Below are 13,587 nucleotides of genomic sequence, written 5' to 3' on the forward strand. Positions count from 1 at the left end.
AATAGGAGACGAAATGATGAAAGATGTGGTGATTGTTTCTGGTGTAAGGACGCCCGTGGGGGCATTCGGGGGGACCTTGAAGTCGACGCCGGTTGTAGATCTGGGGGCATTGGTGCTCAAGGGGGCGCTCAAGAAGCTGAATCTGAAACCGGCCGCGACAGACGATCTGACGCGGTTCGAGCCGGACGCCCTGAAGGGGCTCGGTATGATCGACCTGGAAAAGAAGGATTATGACTACGACGCATCCGGTCAGCCCATTCAGATCGATGAGGTCATTATGGGAAATGTGGTGGGCGCGGGCCAGGGACAGAATGTGGCACGGCAGGCCATGATCCGTGCGGGGATCTCCAAGGAGACGTCCGCATTCACCGTGAACAAGGTGTGCGCCTCGGGCATGAAGTCCCTTGCCCTTGCAGCCCAGGCCATCCGTGCGGGCGAGGCAGACATCATACTGGCGGGCGGCATGGAGAACATGAGCCTCATCCCATATGCCCTTCCGGCGGCGCGCTGGGGTGCGCGGATGAACAACGCCGATCTGGTGGACCTGATGATCATGGACGGTCTGTTCGAGATCTTTTATGGCTATCACATGGGCGTCACCGCCGAAAATATTGCGGCCAAATATGCCATTTCAAGGGAAGAGCAGGATCAACTGGGCGCCCTGAGCCATCAGCGGGCCAGAAAGGCCATTGCAGAAGGCCTGTTCAAGGATGAAACCGTGCCGGTGGTCATCCCCCAGCGGAAAGGGGACCCGGTGGTCTTCGACACGGACGAGCGGCCCATGGATACCAGTGCGGAGAAAATGGCAAAACTGAGACCCGCCTTCAAAAAGGACGGTACAGTGACCGCAGGGAATGCATCCGGAATTAATGACGCGGCAGCGGCCCTTCTGGTCATGTCCGATTCAAAGGCCGCTGAACTCGGCCTGAAACCCCTTGCCAAGATCCGTGCCTGCGCATCCGCGGCCATCGATCCCGCCTATATGGGTCTGGGGCCGATTCCGGCGGTCAGGAAGGTCCTGCACAAGGAAAACCTCTCCATCAATGATTTTGGGGTAATCGAACTCAACGAGGCCTTTGCCTCACAGGCCATCGCGTGCGTGCGCGAGCTGAAATGCGATATGGAAAAGACCAATCGCCTGGGGAGCGGCATTTCCATCGGTCATCCCATCGGGTGTTCAGGGGCCCGGCTCGTCGTCACCATGATGGGCGAGATGTTGCGATCAGGTGCCCATCTGGGGCTGGCCTCTTTATGCATCGGTGGCGGACAGGGGATGGCCATGGTCTTAGAGATTGATGATTGACAGATTGTCGATTGCCTTGGGACTTTCGTAATGTCGGATGGACCATGAAAGGTCCCGCTCTTCAATCGTCAGTTATCGCCAGATCTGGCAAATCAACAATCAACAATGCGAATGGGGGTAAGCACCAATGGCTTACGAAAATATCATTTATGAGACAGAAGGGAATGTGGCGGTCATCCGGTTCAACCGGCCTAAGGCCTTGAACGCCGTTAATCTGGACGTGGTCAAGGATATGCAGAAGGCCCTGGACGAGGTTGAAGCCGATCCGTCGATTCGGGTGTTGATACTGACAGGCGAGGGGGGCAAGGCATTTGTGGCGGGCGCCGATATCTCGCTCATGGTCAACCTGTCCCCGCTTCAGTTGAGGGACTTCTCCGTTGCACTTCATGACCTGGGATTCCGCATGGAAGCGCTTCCCATACCGGTCATCGCCTGCGTCAACGGGTTTGCCCTGGGCGGCGGGACCGAGATCGCCATGGCGTGCGATTTCATCTACGCCTCAGAGGATTCCAAGTTCGGACAGCCCGAGATCAACCTGGGGATCATTCCCGGTGCCGGCGGGACCCAGCGTCTTCCCAGACTGGTGGGAAAGGGGATGGCCAAGGAGCTCTGTATGACCGGGGCCATTATCAGCGCACAGGAAGCCAAGGAGATCGGCCTGGTCAACAAGGTCTTTCCCGCGGACAAGCTGTGGGAAGAAACCCTGAAGACCGCCAAGATCATGGCATCCAAGGGACGATTTTCACTGATGGCGGCCAAGCGCTGCATTGACCGGGGCTTCAATTTAGAGCTGCGTGCTGCGTGCGGTCTGGAGACGGACCAGTTTGCGTTGTGCATGGCGAGCCCTGACGGCAGGGAGGGGATGAGCGCATTCCTGGAGAAGAGAAAGCCCGAGTTCAAAGGAGGCTTGAGTTGACATGGATTTTGCACTGACCGAAGAACAGCAGATGGTAAAGGATATGGCGGCCCGGTTTGCCGAGAGCGAAATCAGACCGAAGGCGGCCGAACTGGATGAAAAGCATGAACATCCCGCAGAGATCGTTCGGCAGTTGGGCGAATTGAAGATGATGGGCATCGTGATCGCCGAGGAGTTCGGGGGCGGGGGCATGGATTACGTCAGTTATGTGCTGGCCCTTATCGAGATCTCCAAGGCATGCGCATCCACCGGGGTGATCATGTCGGTGAATAATTCCCTCTATTGCTTTCCGGTCAATGCATACGGAACGGATGAACAGAAGAAGAAGTACCTCTATCCCTGTGCATCGGGCGAAAAGATCGGATGCTACGGGTTGACAGAGGCAGGCGCCGGATCGGACCCTGCAGGAATGCGCACGACCGCGGTGAGGGACGGAGACGGATGGGTGATCAACGGCGAGAAAAAGTTCATCACCAACGGCAACGTCTCTTCCTACGGCGTCATTGCGGCGGTCACAGAGAAGGGGAAAGGGTACAAGGGGATCTCCTCCTTTGTGGTGGACCTGGAAAATACCCCCGGGTTCAAGGTGGGACGGGTGGAAGACAAACTGGGCATCCTGGGCTCCGGTACGGCAGAAATTATCTTTGAGGATGCCAGGGTGCCTGCCGATGCCCTTCTGGGGAAGGAGGGCGAAGGCTTTAAGCAGATGCTGACCACCCTGGACGGGGGCCGGATCGGGATTGCGTCCCAGGCCATCGGGATCGGACGGGCCGTTCTGGAAGAGGCGGTGGCCTATGCCAAGACCAGAGAGCAGTTCGGCAAGCCGATTACCGCTTTTCAGGCGATCCAGTGGAAACTGGCCGATATGGCCACGGAACTGGATGCCGCGGAACTCCTGACCCTTCGGGCGGCCTGGCTGGAAGACCGCAAGAAACCGTATGAGAAGGCCGCTGCCATGGCCAAGATGTATGCATCGGATGCGGCCATGAGGGCATCGGTCGAAGGCATTCAGGTCCTTGGGGGATACGGGTATTGCAAGGACTACCCGATGGAACGTCACATGCGGGATGCCAAAATATGTCAGATCTACGAAGGAACCAATGAGATCATGCGGATGGTGGTGGCGAAGAACCTCATCAGAGATTGACGATCGACGATTGGCGATTGATGATTGAAACGCATCCGACCAAGAGTCTTGTCCAGAATCGACAATCAACAATCAGCAGTCGAAAGGGGGGTCATATGCCCTTGACGTTTAATGACGGGATCTTTGAGGACATAAACAGGGAAAACGAGAAGTGGCAGAAGAAGCTGGAGAAGGTGTTTGAAGCCCGGCCCGAACGTCTCCCCAGGTTTTCCACGGTTTCCGACCTGGAGATCGGGCGGCTCTATACCCCTGCCGATATCAAAAACCAGGATTTTATGAGAGACATCGGCTTTCCCGGAGACGCCCCCTTCACCCGCGGGGTCCAGCCCTCCATGTACCGGGGCCGTCTCTGGACCATGCGCATGTTTGCCGGCCTGGGGAGCGCCAAGGATACGAATAAGCGGTTTCATCTTTTGGTGAATCAGGGGCAGACCGGTCTCTCCACCGCCTTTGATATGCCGACCCTCATGGGCTACGACACCGATTCCCCCAAGGCCAGGGGGGAGTGCGGCAAGTGCGGTGTGGCCATCGACACCCTCAAGGATATGGAAGATCTCTTTGAAGGGCTTCCCATCGATAAAATCACCACCTCCATGACCATCAATCCGCCTGCCTCGGTGATCTGGGCCATGTATATCGCCATGGCGGAAAAACGGGGAATCGACCGGAAGGTGTTGGGCGGCACCATCCAGAACGACATGCTCAAAGAATTCATTGCCCAGAAGACCTTCATGTGCCCGCCGGTGCCGTCTGTCCGCATTATTACGGATACGGTGGAATTCGGGACCAAGGAGGTCCCGAGATGGAACACCATCAGCATCAGCGGGTACCATATCCGGGAGGCGGGGTCCACTGCGGTGCAGGAATTGGCCTTTACCCTGGGAGACGGCATCGCCTACACTGAAGAGGCCATGAAGCGGGGACTCGACGTGGATGACTTCGCCCCCAGGTTTTCCTTCTTTTTCAATTCCCATCTCGATTTCTTCGAGGAGGTTGCCAAGTTCAGGGCGGCCAGGCGGATGTGGGGAAAGATCATGAAAGAGCGCTTCAAGGCCAAGGATCCAAGATCGTGGTGGTTGCGGTTCCACACGCAGACAGCAGGGTGTTCCCTTACGGCCCAGCAGCCGTACAACAACGTGGTCCGGACGGCGTTTCAGGCCCTGGCGGCGGTGATGGGCGGCACCCAGTCGCTCCACACCAATTCACTGGATGAGGTTCTGGCGATCCCGACCGAGGAGGCCGCGACCATTGCCCTGAGGACACAGCAGGTTATTGCCGAAGAATCCGGCGTGGCCAACACCATCGATCCCTTAGGGGGGTCCTATTTTGTGGAGGCCCTCACCAACCGGATGGAGGAGGAGGCCTTTGAGATCATAGAGAAGATCGACAACATGGGCGGCATGCTGTCGGCTATTGAGAAGAACTATCCCCAGCAGGAGATCGCCGACGCCGCCTATCACTATCAAAGACAGATCGATGACAAAGAAAAGACCGTGGTAGGGGTCAATAAGTATGTTACCGAAGAGGATATCCCGGTGGAGATCCTGGAGATCGACGAAGAACTGGAAAGCCTCCAGATGGAGAAGACCAACCGGATCAAGAATGAGCGCGACAATTCCCGGGTGAAGGCCTGTCTGGAAAGGGTGGGCGAGGCATGTTCGGGCGACAGAAATGTCATGGAGGATCTGATTGACGCGGTCAAGGCGCACGCCACCCTTCAGGAGGTGTGTGATGTCTACAGGAAGGTGTACGGCGAGTACAGGGATCCGGGGATATATTAGAAAGCTGAACGTCCAACATCGAATATCGGACGTCCAACATCGAATGGGCAAAAAATTTCCTTTTAGTCCTTTGTGTCACTTGAGTCGCTTATCCGGCAACAGGGGATTAGAGACGGTTCAATAAACGAGTGGAGAGATGGTCATTACATCTGCGCGAATCTGAGAAATCTGTGGATGGGATTGAGGAATTATAGATGAAACAGAAGAGAAGAGTCAGGGTGATGGTGGCAAAACCGGGTCTGGACGGTCATGACCGGGGGGCCAGGATCATCGCAAGGGCCTATCGGGATGCCGGTTTCGAGGTGGTGTACACAGGGCTTCACCAGACACCCGAAGAGATTGTGGAGGCCGCCATTCAGGAAGACGTGGATATGATCGGGATGTCGAGCCTGGCCGGGGCCCATAGATATCTGTTTCCTGCGGTGGTTCAGCTGCTTCGGGACAGGGGGGCGGATGACATTGTGGTGTGCGGGGGCGGAATCATCCCGGAGGATGATATTGCGAAATTAAAGGCGGCCGGGGTCCAGGAGGTATTTACCCCCGGAACGCCCCTCGACGAGATCGTGAGATGGGTCGAGGAAAATGTATCACCGAGGTAAAAATAGGAGATTATGGCCAGTGTAGCAGAAAAGGTGGTTGCCGGCGATATCCGGACGGTCGCGCGTCTGATCCGGGATATTGACGACGGCATGCCCGAGGTGCGAGAGGTCCTGAAAGAGCTGTATCCGCATACCGGAAAGGCCTATGTTATCGGGATTACGGGATCTCCCGGTGTGGGAAAAAGCACCCTGGTGGATCAGATGGTTGCCCACATCAGGAAACGGGGAAAGACGGTCGGGGTCCTGGCGGTGGACCCCACCAGCCCGTTCAGCGGCGGCGCTATCCTGGGGGATCGCGTGAGAATGCAGCGGCACAGCATGGATCAGGGCGTTTTTATCCGGTCCATGGCCACCAGAGGCCACTTCGGCGGCCTGACCCAGTCCACCCGGAGCGCCATCGATGTCCTGGATGCCATGGGCAAAGACTATATTCTGGTGGAAACCGTAGGGGTAGGCCAGGATGAGGTGGATGTGGTGAAGAGCGCCCATACCACCGTTATCGTAGTGATTCCCGGTATGGGGGACGATATCCAGGCGATCAAGGCCGGGATCCTCGAGGTGGGCGATATCTTCCTGATCAATAAGGCCGACCGGGAAGGGTCGGACAAGACCATGAGCGACCTGAGACTGATGATCGAGATGGATCAGAAGAAGTATAATGAAGGCGGATGGAAGCCGCCCATACTCAAGGTCGAGGCGGTGTTTGACAAGGGGGTGGATGAATTTCTGGAGGCGGTGGACCGGCATGCAGCATACCTCGCCAATACCGAGGACGGCCTCCACTTCAGGGCGAACAGGGTCAAGGTCCGCCAGGAACTGGGAGAGATGATCAAGGCCCGGCTTATCGAGGAGGTTCTGGACCGATTGACGGATTCGGGTGAATTCGATGCCGCCGTGACATCGATTGTGGAAGGGAAGGTGGATCCCTATACTGCATGTGAAGACCTGGTTCTCCCGATTCTGTCCGGCTGAATCCGTCTCACGGCCGATTTTTGAAGCGCCTCCTCCCCCAAGCAAGATCCACGCATGGAAAGGGATTGCCTTCACGATTCCTGTCAAGCGATGATAACCGTTGCGCCTTAACCTCTGATCCCGGATGAACCGATGGTCAACATGTTCTGGTGGCTACGCCAGGCCCTCCTCATTCTTGCAGGCTGTTTCTTCCTGGCATTCGGGATCCATATCCTGATCGCCGCCTATAAACTGAACGATCCGTATTCCTTTGTTATGGCCTTTTTTGCATCCAACCTCATCATACTCATCAGCGCCACCCTGATCCTGGGCTTTGTGCTGAGAATGATAAGGGTGTACCGTCGCCTGAAGGAGGGTAAATGACCGGATGCGCAATTGGGTTTGTGGAGTTTAGAGGGAGGGTTCAGGCCTGATACGGGGTGGGCTTCTATTCCTGAACATCGACCACCGGAACCTTCACACGGATTAATGAATCCCGTTTGATCGGGAAAGGAGGTAGTGTGATGCCGAGCACCAAAACCGGTCAACCTATCGGTAAACGGCTCTTGAAGCGGCGGCGGGAGAAGAAATTGACCCTCAAGCACCTGGCCAATGAGACAGGCCTGGCCACCAATTTTATCTCCCAGGTTGAAAAAGGAGAGGTGATCCCGCCCGTCTCCGTGATTCTGCAGCTTTCAAGGGCCCTTGAAATCGACTCCAGCATCCTCCTTAAGGAGGAGAAGCAGCAGGCGGGCAAAAAATCCGCTGAGGATTTCAAGAAGAGAACCGAGGCGTATACCTACGAGACCCTCACGCCCGAGGCCATCCATAAACACCTCAAGGCCTTCAAGGTCTTTATCGATCCGAAATCAGAGCATAAGTCCATCAGTTACCAGCACCTGGGAGAGGAGTTTCAGTATGTCCTGAAAGGAAAGGTCGAGGTGATGGTAGGGGAAAGCAGAAATATCCTGGAACCCGGGCAGAGTCTCCATTTCAATTCTTCGATCACCCATAAGCTCAGGAATATCAGCTCGGAACGGGCGGAGTTGCTGGTGGTGCTGTACACCCCTTGAACCTAATCCAGGCAGGCTGGAACCAGAGAATTCTCACACAAAGACACGAAGACACGAAGATTTTATAACCGCATGCATTTGCCGGACTTTTCCTTTGCGGGCGTTGTGGCTGTGTGTGACAACAAAATGAAAACCGCCTGCTGGTGTTTGGAAGGTGGATTTAAGCAGGACAAGTTCCGAGCTGAGAATATGAGGAGCAGATGGCCTATCAACTGAATGAAGAACAGCGGATGATTCGGGCAATGGTCAGGGACTTTGCACGGGATACGATATTGCCCACGGCTGCCGAGAGGGATCTGACCTGCGAATTTCCTGCGGAGCATCTCAAGCAGATGGGGGAGTTGGGACTTCTGGGCATGAACGTCCCGCCCGAATATAACGGGGCCGGCGTGGACACGGTGAGCTATTCCGTGGCATTACAGGAGATCGCCTATGCCTGCGCCTCCACGGCCGTGGTCATGTCGGTGCACAACTCTGTTGCCTGCGGCCCCATCTATCTGTTTGGATCGGAGTATCTCAAGGAGCATTTCCTGAAGGTCCTGGCTGCCGGAGAGAAGATCGGTTGCTTTGCACTGACAGAGGCCGGCGCCGGTTCGGACCCGGCCAGCCAGAGGTCCAAGGCGGTCAAAGACGGCGGTACCTATGTGATTAACGGCGCCAAGATGTTCATCACCAGCGGAAAGAACTCGGATGTCACGGTGGTGACGGCCTATACAGACAGAGATAAGCGGCATCGCGGGATCAGCGCCTTTGTGGTGGAAAAGGGGACCCCGGGGTTCTCCGTGGGCAAGGAAGAGAAGAAGATGGGGCTGCGGGCCTCGGACACGACGGAATTGATCTTCGAGGACTGCCGGGTGCCTGCGGAAAACCTGGTGGGGGAGGAAGGGGATGGGTTCCGTATTGCCATGGCCTCTCTGGACGGGGGACGGATCGGTATCGCCTCCCAATCCGTGGGCCTGGCCCAGGCCGCACTGGACGCAGCGGTCAGCTATGCCAAGGAACGGGTCCAGTTCGGAAAGACCATCTCCCAGTTTCAAGGGATTCGATGGATGATCGCCGATATGGCCACCCAGATCGAGGCGGCCAGACTCCTTACCTTTAATGCCGCCGCCATGAGGGACCAGGGGGAAAATTTCTCGGCCGCCGCTTCCATGGCCAAGGTCTTTGCCTCTGAGATGGCCAACAAGGTGGCGTATAAGGCCCTGCAGATCCATGGCGGATATGGCTATATTCAGGACTTTCCGGTGGAGAGATATTACCGGGATGCCAGGGTGTTTACCATCTACGAAGGGACCTCCGAGATCCAGAGGATGGTGATTTCCAATCATGTGATCGGGAAGTAACCCCGGTCTTCAGATTATCTTCCGAGGGAGAAAAAGACGCCGGCGGGTCTTGTTCAAGACCCGCCGGTTCAGCATGGAAATAAACATCTGTGGGCGTTTCTTATACCAATCCCTGATCCAGCATGGCGTTGACCACCCTGACAAATCCCACGATATTGGCCCCTGCAAAATAGTTGCCCGGCCGGCCGTATTCCGCGGCTGCATCCGCGCAGCTCTGGTGGATGCTCTTCATGATTATTTTCAGGCGGCCGTCCACCTCCTCCCGGGGCCAGTTCAGCCGCATGCTGTTCTGCGCCATCTCCAGGCCTGAAACCGCCACGCCGCCGGCATTGGAGGCCTTGCCCGGCGAGTAGAGGATCTTGTTGTCCAGGTAGATGTCGATGGCCTCGGGGGTGGAAGGCATGTTAGCGCCCTCGGCCACCAACTGCACGCCGTTGGCGATCAGGTTCTGGGCGTCCTTCCCATTGATTTCATTCTGGGTGGCGCTGGGAAAGGCGCAATCGGCCTTGTGGTTCCAGAGGGGATTATAATCAAGGGTCGTATCCACCTCGGTATAGGTTGCCTCTGAATACTTGTCCACGTATTCCATGATCCTGCCGCGACGGACGTTCTTGAGCCTCATGACAAAATCCAGTTTGCTCCGGTCAATGCCTGCCTCGTCGTAGATATAGCCGGATGAATCGGAAAGGGTCACCACTTTTGCGCCCATCTCGATAAGTTTCTCCACGGTGTACTGGGCGACATTTCCCGTCCCCGAGACCAGGCAGGTCTTTCCCTCGAGGGTGTCGTTTCGAGTGGCCAGCATCTCAGAGGCAAAATAGACGCAGCCGTATCCTGTCGCCTCCGGCCGGATAAGGCTCCCCCCCCAGCCGAGGCCCTTGCCGGTCAGAACCCCCGTGAATTCATTCCGAAGCCGCTTGTACATGCCGAACATATACCCGATCTCTCTCGCCCCCACCCCAATATCTCCGGCAGGAACATCCGTGTCAGGGCCGACATGCCGGCTCAGTTCGGTCATGTAACTCTGGCAGAACCGCATGACCTCATTCTCTGATTTTCCCTTGGGATCGAAGTCGGAGCCGCCTTTTCCCCCTCCCATGGAGAGGGTGGTCAGGGCGTTCTTGAAGACCTGTTCAAAGGCCAGGAATTTAAGGATGCTCAGATTCACCGAAGGGTGAAAGCGGGTGCCCCCCTTGTACGGTCCGATCGCACTGTTCATCTGTAATCGGTAACCGCGATTCACATGTACCTGTCCCTCGTCATCCATCCAGGGGACCCGGAACATGATGACCCTTTCGGGTTCGATGATCCTCTCCAATATGGCCGCCTGACGGTATTCGGGGTTTCGCTCCAGCACGGGCTGAATGGTTTCAAGGACCTCTTTCACCGCCTGGTGAAATTCCTTTTCGTGAGGATCTCTTGCCCTAACGTAATTTAAAATGTCTTCCATAAATAACCTCCCCTTTTTATTGATGCTGCCATGATCTTAAAAATTCCTGCACAAAACCTCATTTTCATCCGTCATCACCGATAATCACGCACCGGGATTTCCTGCCGTCGATTTTGATGATGAGCGGTTTTTCCATTGTCGCATGTCTCAAAAAGGTGGTTTCCTGAACCGCAGGGATCGAACGGATCCAGTTCCAGTCCAGATAGTCTTCGGATTCCGCGTCCTCTGTCACCGTGATGTAATCGATGCCGAGGGACGTGATGTTCTGAAAAAAATGGGACCCCTGGGAAGGGTCGGCCTTCAACTGCTTGTTCCTGAGTTCGACGATGGCGCCCACGCCTGAGATATGCCGCCACTGGACCGGAATGCCCAGCCATCTGTCTGCGGATCCCCATCTGCCCGGCCCGATCAGGAGATACTTCCGCTTTTCCTTTGAGAGCCCCGCATTTATCTGCCCGATTTCCTCTGCAATCTGCACTGTTGCGCCGGCATCGAAGGCATCGGGTTTGACATAGATGATATCCGTGATTTCCTCGTTTTTGCCGTTTCCCAGGGCGGTTGAGGACCGGCAGAATGCCCGGTCCAGATCCTGGGGGGTGATTTCCACATTGAATCGTTCCTCGTCAGCCACCATCGGTCGCATCTGCAGAAAGATGAACTCGTTCTTATGATCTTTATCAGGGGTGAGTTCCACGGAGAACTCGATCTCCACAGGGCATCCCATGCCCTTCCTCCCCATTGTGAGGAGATCGGACAGGAGGTCCGGCAGGGGGAAAATATGATGTTTCAAGACCTGGGCAAAGGTCAGCACCTTGGGCCCCGGCATATACCCCGTATCTCGAATACGGTCCTCCTCGGGCACATAGGTGCTGGCCAGGGTCTTTACCGGAAATTCATTTTCCGCATCATCCAGGTCCCGTTTTTCCAGGTTGGAATCGCGCCACAACTCCGGGCCCTCCGGATAATTCCGGATCCTCAAGGCATAAAAAAATCTCTGGGCATTGGAAAGGATGTCTTTCACCGTGGAAAACTGGGGCATGATCTCCGGATATCTGGGGGAGAACCGCAATGTCTTTTCCCCTTCCACAACGGTCTTGCCCAACCCGAGTGCAATATGGGCGATCCCTTCCTCCGGCTTCATCCGGGATACCGGATAGAAATTATGAGACTGGGCCACGCCCGAAATGGCCGGATAGAAATAGTCCCCGTATTCCCTCCCTGAGAGCTCCTGGATGATAACGGCCATCGACTCTGCCTGGGGCTGGTTGGACGTGCTTCTCGCAAAGGCCTTGGGACTTTCATAGTAGGTGGATGCATAGACCAGCTTTACGGCCGTTATGAGATGCTGCCGCCGAATGGAGAGATCGGGATGATTATTGGGAATCATATAGGTTTGATACAGTCCGGCATAGGGCTGAAACTGGGCGTCTTCCAGCAGGCTTGAAGACCGGACAGAGAGGGGAATTCGGACCCGGGCCGCAAATGCCTCCAGATCATTCGCCAGCCATTCCGGCATGTCCGCGTCAAGAAAACCCCTGGCGACCTCTTCATCGGTGAATCCTTCCTTTGCAAAATGTTCCAGGTGGTTCTGCGCCACAAACGCCTCAAATCCGTCTGTACAGATGACCAGTGTCTTGGGTATCCGGATCTTGATTTTGGAATATTTTTCGTGAAGTTCCTGGTCCTGCTCGAGGACCGCAGACATGAAGGCCAGCCCCCTGGCCTTGCCGCCCAGGGATCCCTGACCGATCTTGAGAAAATCATTGATTAAAGGGTCAAAATGTTCCGCCCTGAATCGGGCCACCACCCCCTTCTGCCGCAATTTCCGGAGGGCCCGGATATTGCTGATAATGTACTCGCGCATTTCAGGAACACTGGCGAAATCACTGGCATGGACCTCACGGAATTTAGAGGCGAGGGCGATCTCGGAACGGGCCATGATCCAGTTTGAAAAGTGATTCCGTTCAGCATGGTAGCGGAGCGAGGCATCGGGTATCCAGGCCAGCTTGGTTTCCAGGGTGTGGAGATCGGAGGCCCTGTCCACCTCTGTCCCGTCAGGCATACGGAAGATGAAATCGCCGAACCCGAGTCTGGACAGGAAGAAATCGTGTATCTCGGAGAGGAGGTGGGGAGAATTCTTGTCCAGGAAATCGGCCGGGATTTGTTCCGCCTTGTTTCTGTTGCTGGATTCCGAACTCAGCAGGAGGAGCGGGACGTCAGGGACCTCTTTCTGGATCTGGGAAAGCAGTAAAAATCCCGTGTTGTCGTCCATCTGGTGGTTCTTGGGCAGGCGGGCGTCTGAAATCACGCCGAAGAGAAAGGACCGGAATTTCTGGTAGAGGGCCAGGGCCTCCTCATAATTGGTGGCCAGGAGGATCTTGGGCCGTGCCCGCATGGTCAGAAGCCGGTGCTCTTCGTTCAGCCCCATCTTGAGCACGGCCTGGGTCTGGCGGACGATTTCCTTGTAGATGAGCGGCAGAAAGGAGGAATAATACACCGGGGAGTCCTCCACCAGGATCAGGACCCGGACCATGGCCCGCTCCGTGTCGGCGTCCACGTTCAGATGATCCTCGGCATTCTTGACCAGGGCCAGGAGAAGATCCGAGTTCCCGGACCAGATGAAGATCTTGTCGATCCCCTCGCAGTTCTTGTTTTCAGGAAGGGGGTAGATCCCCCTGGGGCTGTGGGCCAGGAGGATGACAGGGAGGCCGGGATGGGTCTTTTTCGCCTTCAACCCGAGGGTGAAGGCATCCATCTCCTCCAGATGGGGGGTGGTGACCACCATGTCGAAGTTCCTCATATTGAGGAGGGCCAGGGCGTCAAAGGCCGATGACGTCCGGGTGACCCGGGGCGGATGGCTCAGGTTCAAGCCGCTGTACTCGTTGATAATCCGGGATGCCAGACTCCCGTCTTCCTCCATGATGAAGGCGTCGTAAGGGCTCGATACCAGGAGGATCTCCCGGATCTTTTTGGACATGAGTTCGTGATAGATCTTGAAGCGGGCGTAAAATTCCATCGGCAGCC

The 13,587-nt window shown here is 56.0% G+C and carries 11 protein-coding genes; 9 read left to right on the plus strand and 2 right to left on the minus strand.

Annotated elements, in window-relative coordinates:
- Positions 1-16: 16 nt before the first annotated feature.
- The 9 genes from K9N21_03795 (at position 17) to K9N21_03835 (ending at position 9,113) form a co-directional block, all read left to right on the plus strand.
- On the plus strand, positions 17-1,303 hold the full coding sequence (locus K9N21_03795) for an acetyl-CoA C-acetyltransferase (protein ID MCF8143024.1): 1,287 nt from the start codon (positions 17-19) through the stop codon (positions 1,301-1,303).
- Between the two features lie 127 nt (positions 1,304-1,430).
- Positions 1,431-2,219: an enoyl-CoA hydratase/isomerase family protein gene (locus K9N21_03800; protein ID MCF8143025.1), complete on the plus strand. Its 789-nt coding sequence runs from the start codon at positions 1,431-1,433 to the stop codon at positions 2,217-2,219.
- 1 nt (position 2,220) lies between these two features.
- Positions 2,221-3,366: an acyl-CoA dehydrogenase family protein gene (locus K9N21_03805; protein MCF8143026.1), complete on the plus strand. Its 1,146-nt coding sequence runs from the start codon at positions 2,221-2,223 to the stop codon at positions 3,364-3,366.
- A gap of 95 nt (positions 3,367-3,461) precedes the next feature.
- Positions 3,462-5,147 (plus strand): methylmalonyl-CoA mutase family protein, encoded by a 1,686-nt coding sequence (locus tag K9N21_03810; GenBank protein MCF8143027.1) that lies wholly within the window; start codon positions 3,462-3,464, stop codon positions 5,145-5,147.
- Positions 5,148-5,341: 194 nt separating this feature from the next.
- Entirely contained in the window at positions 5,342-5,746 is a 405-nt protein-coding gene (locus K9N21_03815) for a cobalamin B12-binding domain-containing protein (protein ID MCF8143028.1), read from the plus strand.
- Positions 5,747-5,758: 12 nt separating this feature from the next.
- Positions 5,759-6,718, plus strand: a complete 960-nt coding sequence (gene meaB / locus K9N21_03820) for a methylmalonyl Co-A mutase-associated GTPase MeaB (GenBank protein ID MCF8143029.1) — start codon at positions 5,759-5,761, stop codon at positions 6,716-6,718.
- Between the two features lie 132 nt (positions 6,719-6,850).
- Positions 6,851-7,081, plus strand: coding sequence for a hypothetical protein (locus K9N21_03825; protein ID MCF8143030.1), 231 nt, complete (start codon positions 6,851-6,853; stop codon positions 7,079-7,081).
- A gap of 140 nt (positions 7,082-7,221) precedes the next feature.
- The gene (locus K9N21_03830; protein ID MCF8143031.1) at positions 7,222-7,770 is read left to right on the plus strand and encodes an XRE family transcriptional regulator; all 549 of its coding nucleotides are present in this window, start codon (positions 7,222-7,224) and stop codon (positions 7,768-7,770) included.
- A 200-nt stretch (positions 7,771-7,970) separates the two neighbouring features.
- The gene (locus K9N21_03835) at positions 7,971-9,113 is read left to right on the plus strand and encodes an acyl-CoA dehydrogenase (GenBank protein ID MCF8143032.1); all 1,143 of its coding nucleotides are present in this window, start codon (positions 7,971-7,973) and stop codon (positions 9,111-9,113) included.
- A gap of 100 nt (positions 9,114-9,213) precedes the next feature.
- On the opposite strand, the gene gdhA is transcribed toward K9N21_03835, so the two are convergent.
- A complete protein-coding gene (gene gdhA, locus K9N21_03840; protein MCF8143033.1) occupies positions 9,214-10,563 on the minus strand; it encodes an NADP-specific glutamate dehydrogenase in 1,350 nt (449 codons plus the stop codon).
- A 64-nt stretch (positions 10,564-10,627) separates the two neighbouring features.
- The gene (locus tag K9N21_03845) at positions 10,628-13,579 is read right to left on the minus strand and encodes a phosphoenolpyruvate synthase/pyruvate phosphate dikinase (GenBank protein MCF8143034.1); all 2,952 of its coding nucleotides are present in this window, start codon (positions 13,577-13,579) and stop codon (positions 10,628-10,630) included.
- Between the last annotated feature and the right edge of the window lie 8 nt (positions 13,580-13,587).

The sequence above is a fragment of the Deltaproteobacteria bacterium genome, from assembly GCA_021737785.1.
GTDB lineage: Bacteria > Desulfobacterota > DSM-4660 > Desulfatiglandales > Desulfatiglandaceae > AUK324.

What these genes read in the sequence shown, in the direction of transcription:
- K9N21_03795 (MCF8143024.1), top strand. Translation starts at nt 17, where the DNA reads ATGAAAGATGTGGTGATTGTTTCTGGTGTAAGGACGCCCGTGGGGGCA.
- K9N21_03800 (MCF8143025.1), top strand. Translation starts at nt 1,431, where the DNA reads ATGGCTTACGAAAATATCATTTATGAGACAGAAGGGAATGTGGCGGTC.
- K9N21_03805 (MCF8143026.1), top strand. Translation starts at nt 2,221, where the DNA reads ATGGATTTTGCACTGACCGAAGAACAGCAGATGGTAAAGGATATGGCG.
- K9N21_03810 (MCF8143027.1), top strand. Translation starts at nt 3,462, where the DNA reads ATGCCCTTGACGTTTAATGACGGGATCTTTGAGGACATAAACAGGGAA.
- K9N21_03815 (MCF8143028.1), top strand. Translation starts at nt 5,342, where the DNA reads ATGAAACAGAAGAGAAGAGTCAGGGTGATGGTGGCAAAACCGGGTCTG.
- meaB (MCF8143029.1), top strand. Translation starts at nt 5,759, where the DNA reads ATGGCCAGTGTAGCAGAAAAGGTGGTTGCCGGCGATATCCGGACGGTC.
- K9N21_03825 (MCF8143030.1), top strand. Translation starts at nt 6,851, where the DNA reads ATGGTCAACATGTTCTGGTGGCTACGCCAGGCCCTCCTCATTCTTGCA.
- K9N21_03830 (MCF8143031.1), top strand. Translation starts at nt 7,222, where the DNA reads ATGCCGAGCACCAAAACCGGTCAACCTATCGGTAAACGGCTCTTGAAG.
- K9N21_03835 (MCF8143032.1), top strand. Translation starts at nt 7,971, where the DNA reads ATGGCCTATCAACTGAATGAAGAACAGCGGATGATTCGGGCAATGGTC.
- gdhA (MCF8143033.1), bottom strand. Translation starts at nt 10,563, where the DNA reads ATGGAAGACATTTTAAATTACGTTAGGGCAAGAGATCCTCACGAAAAG.
- K9N21_03845 (MCF8143034.1), bottom strand. Translation starts at nt 13,579, where the DNA reads ATGGAATTTTACGCCCGCTTCAAGATCTATCACGAACTCATGTCCAAA.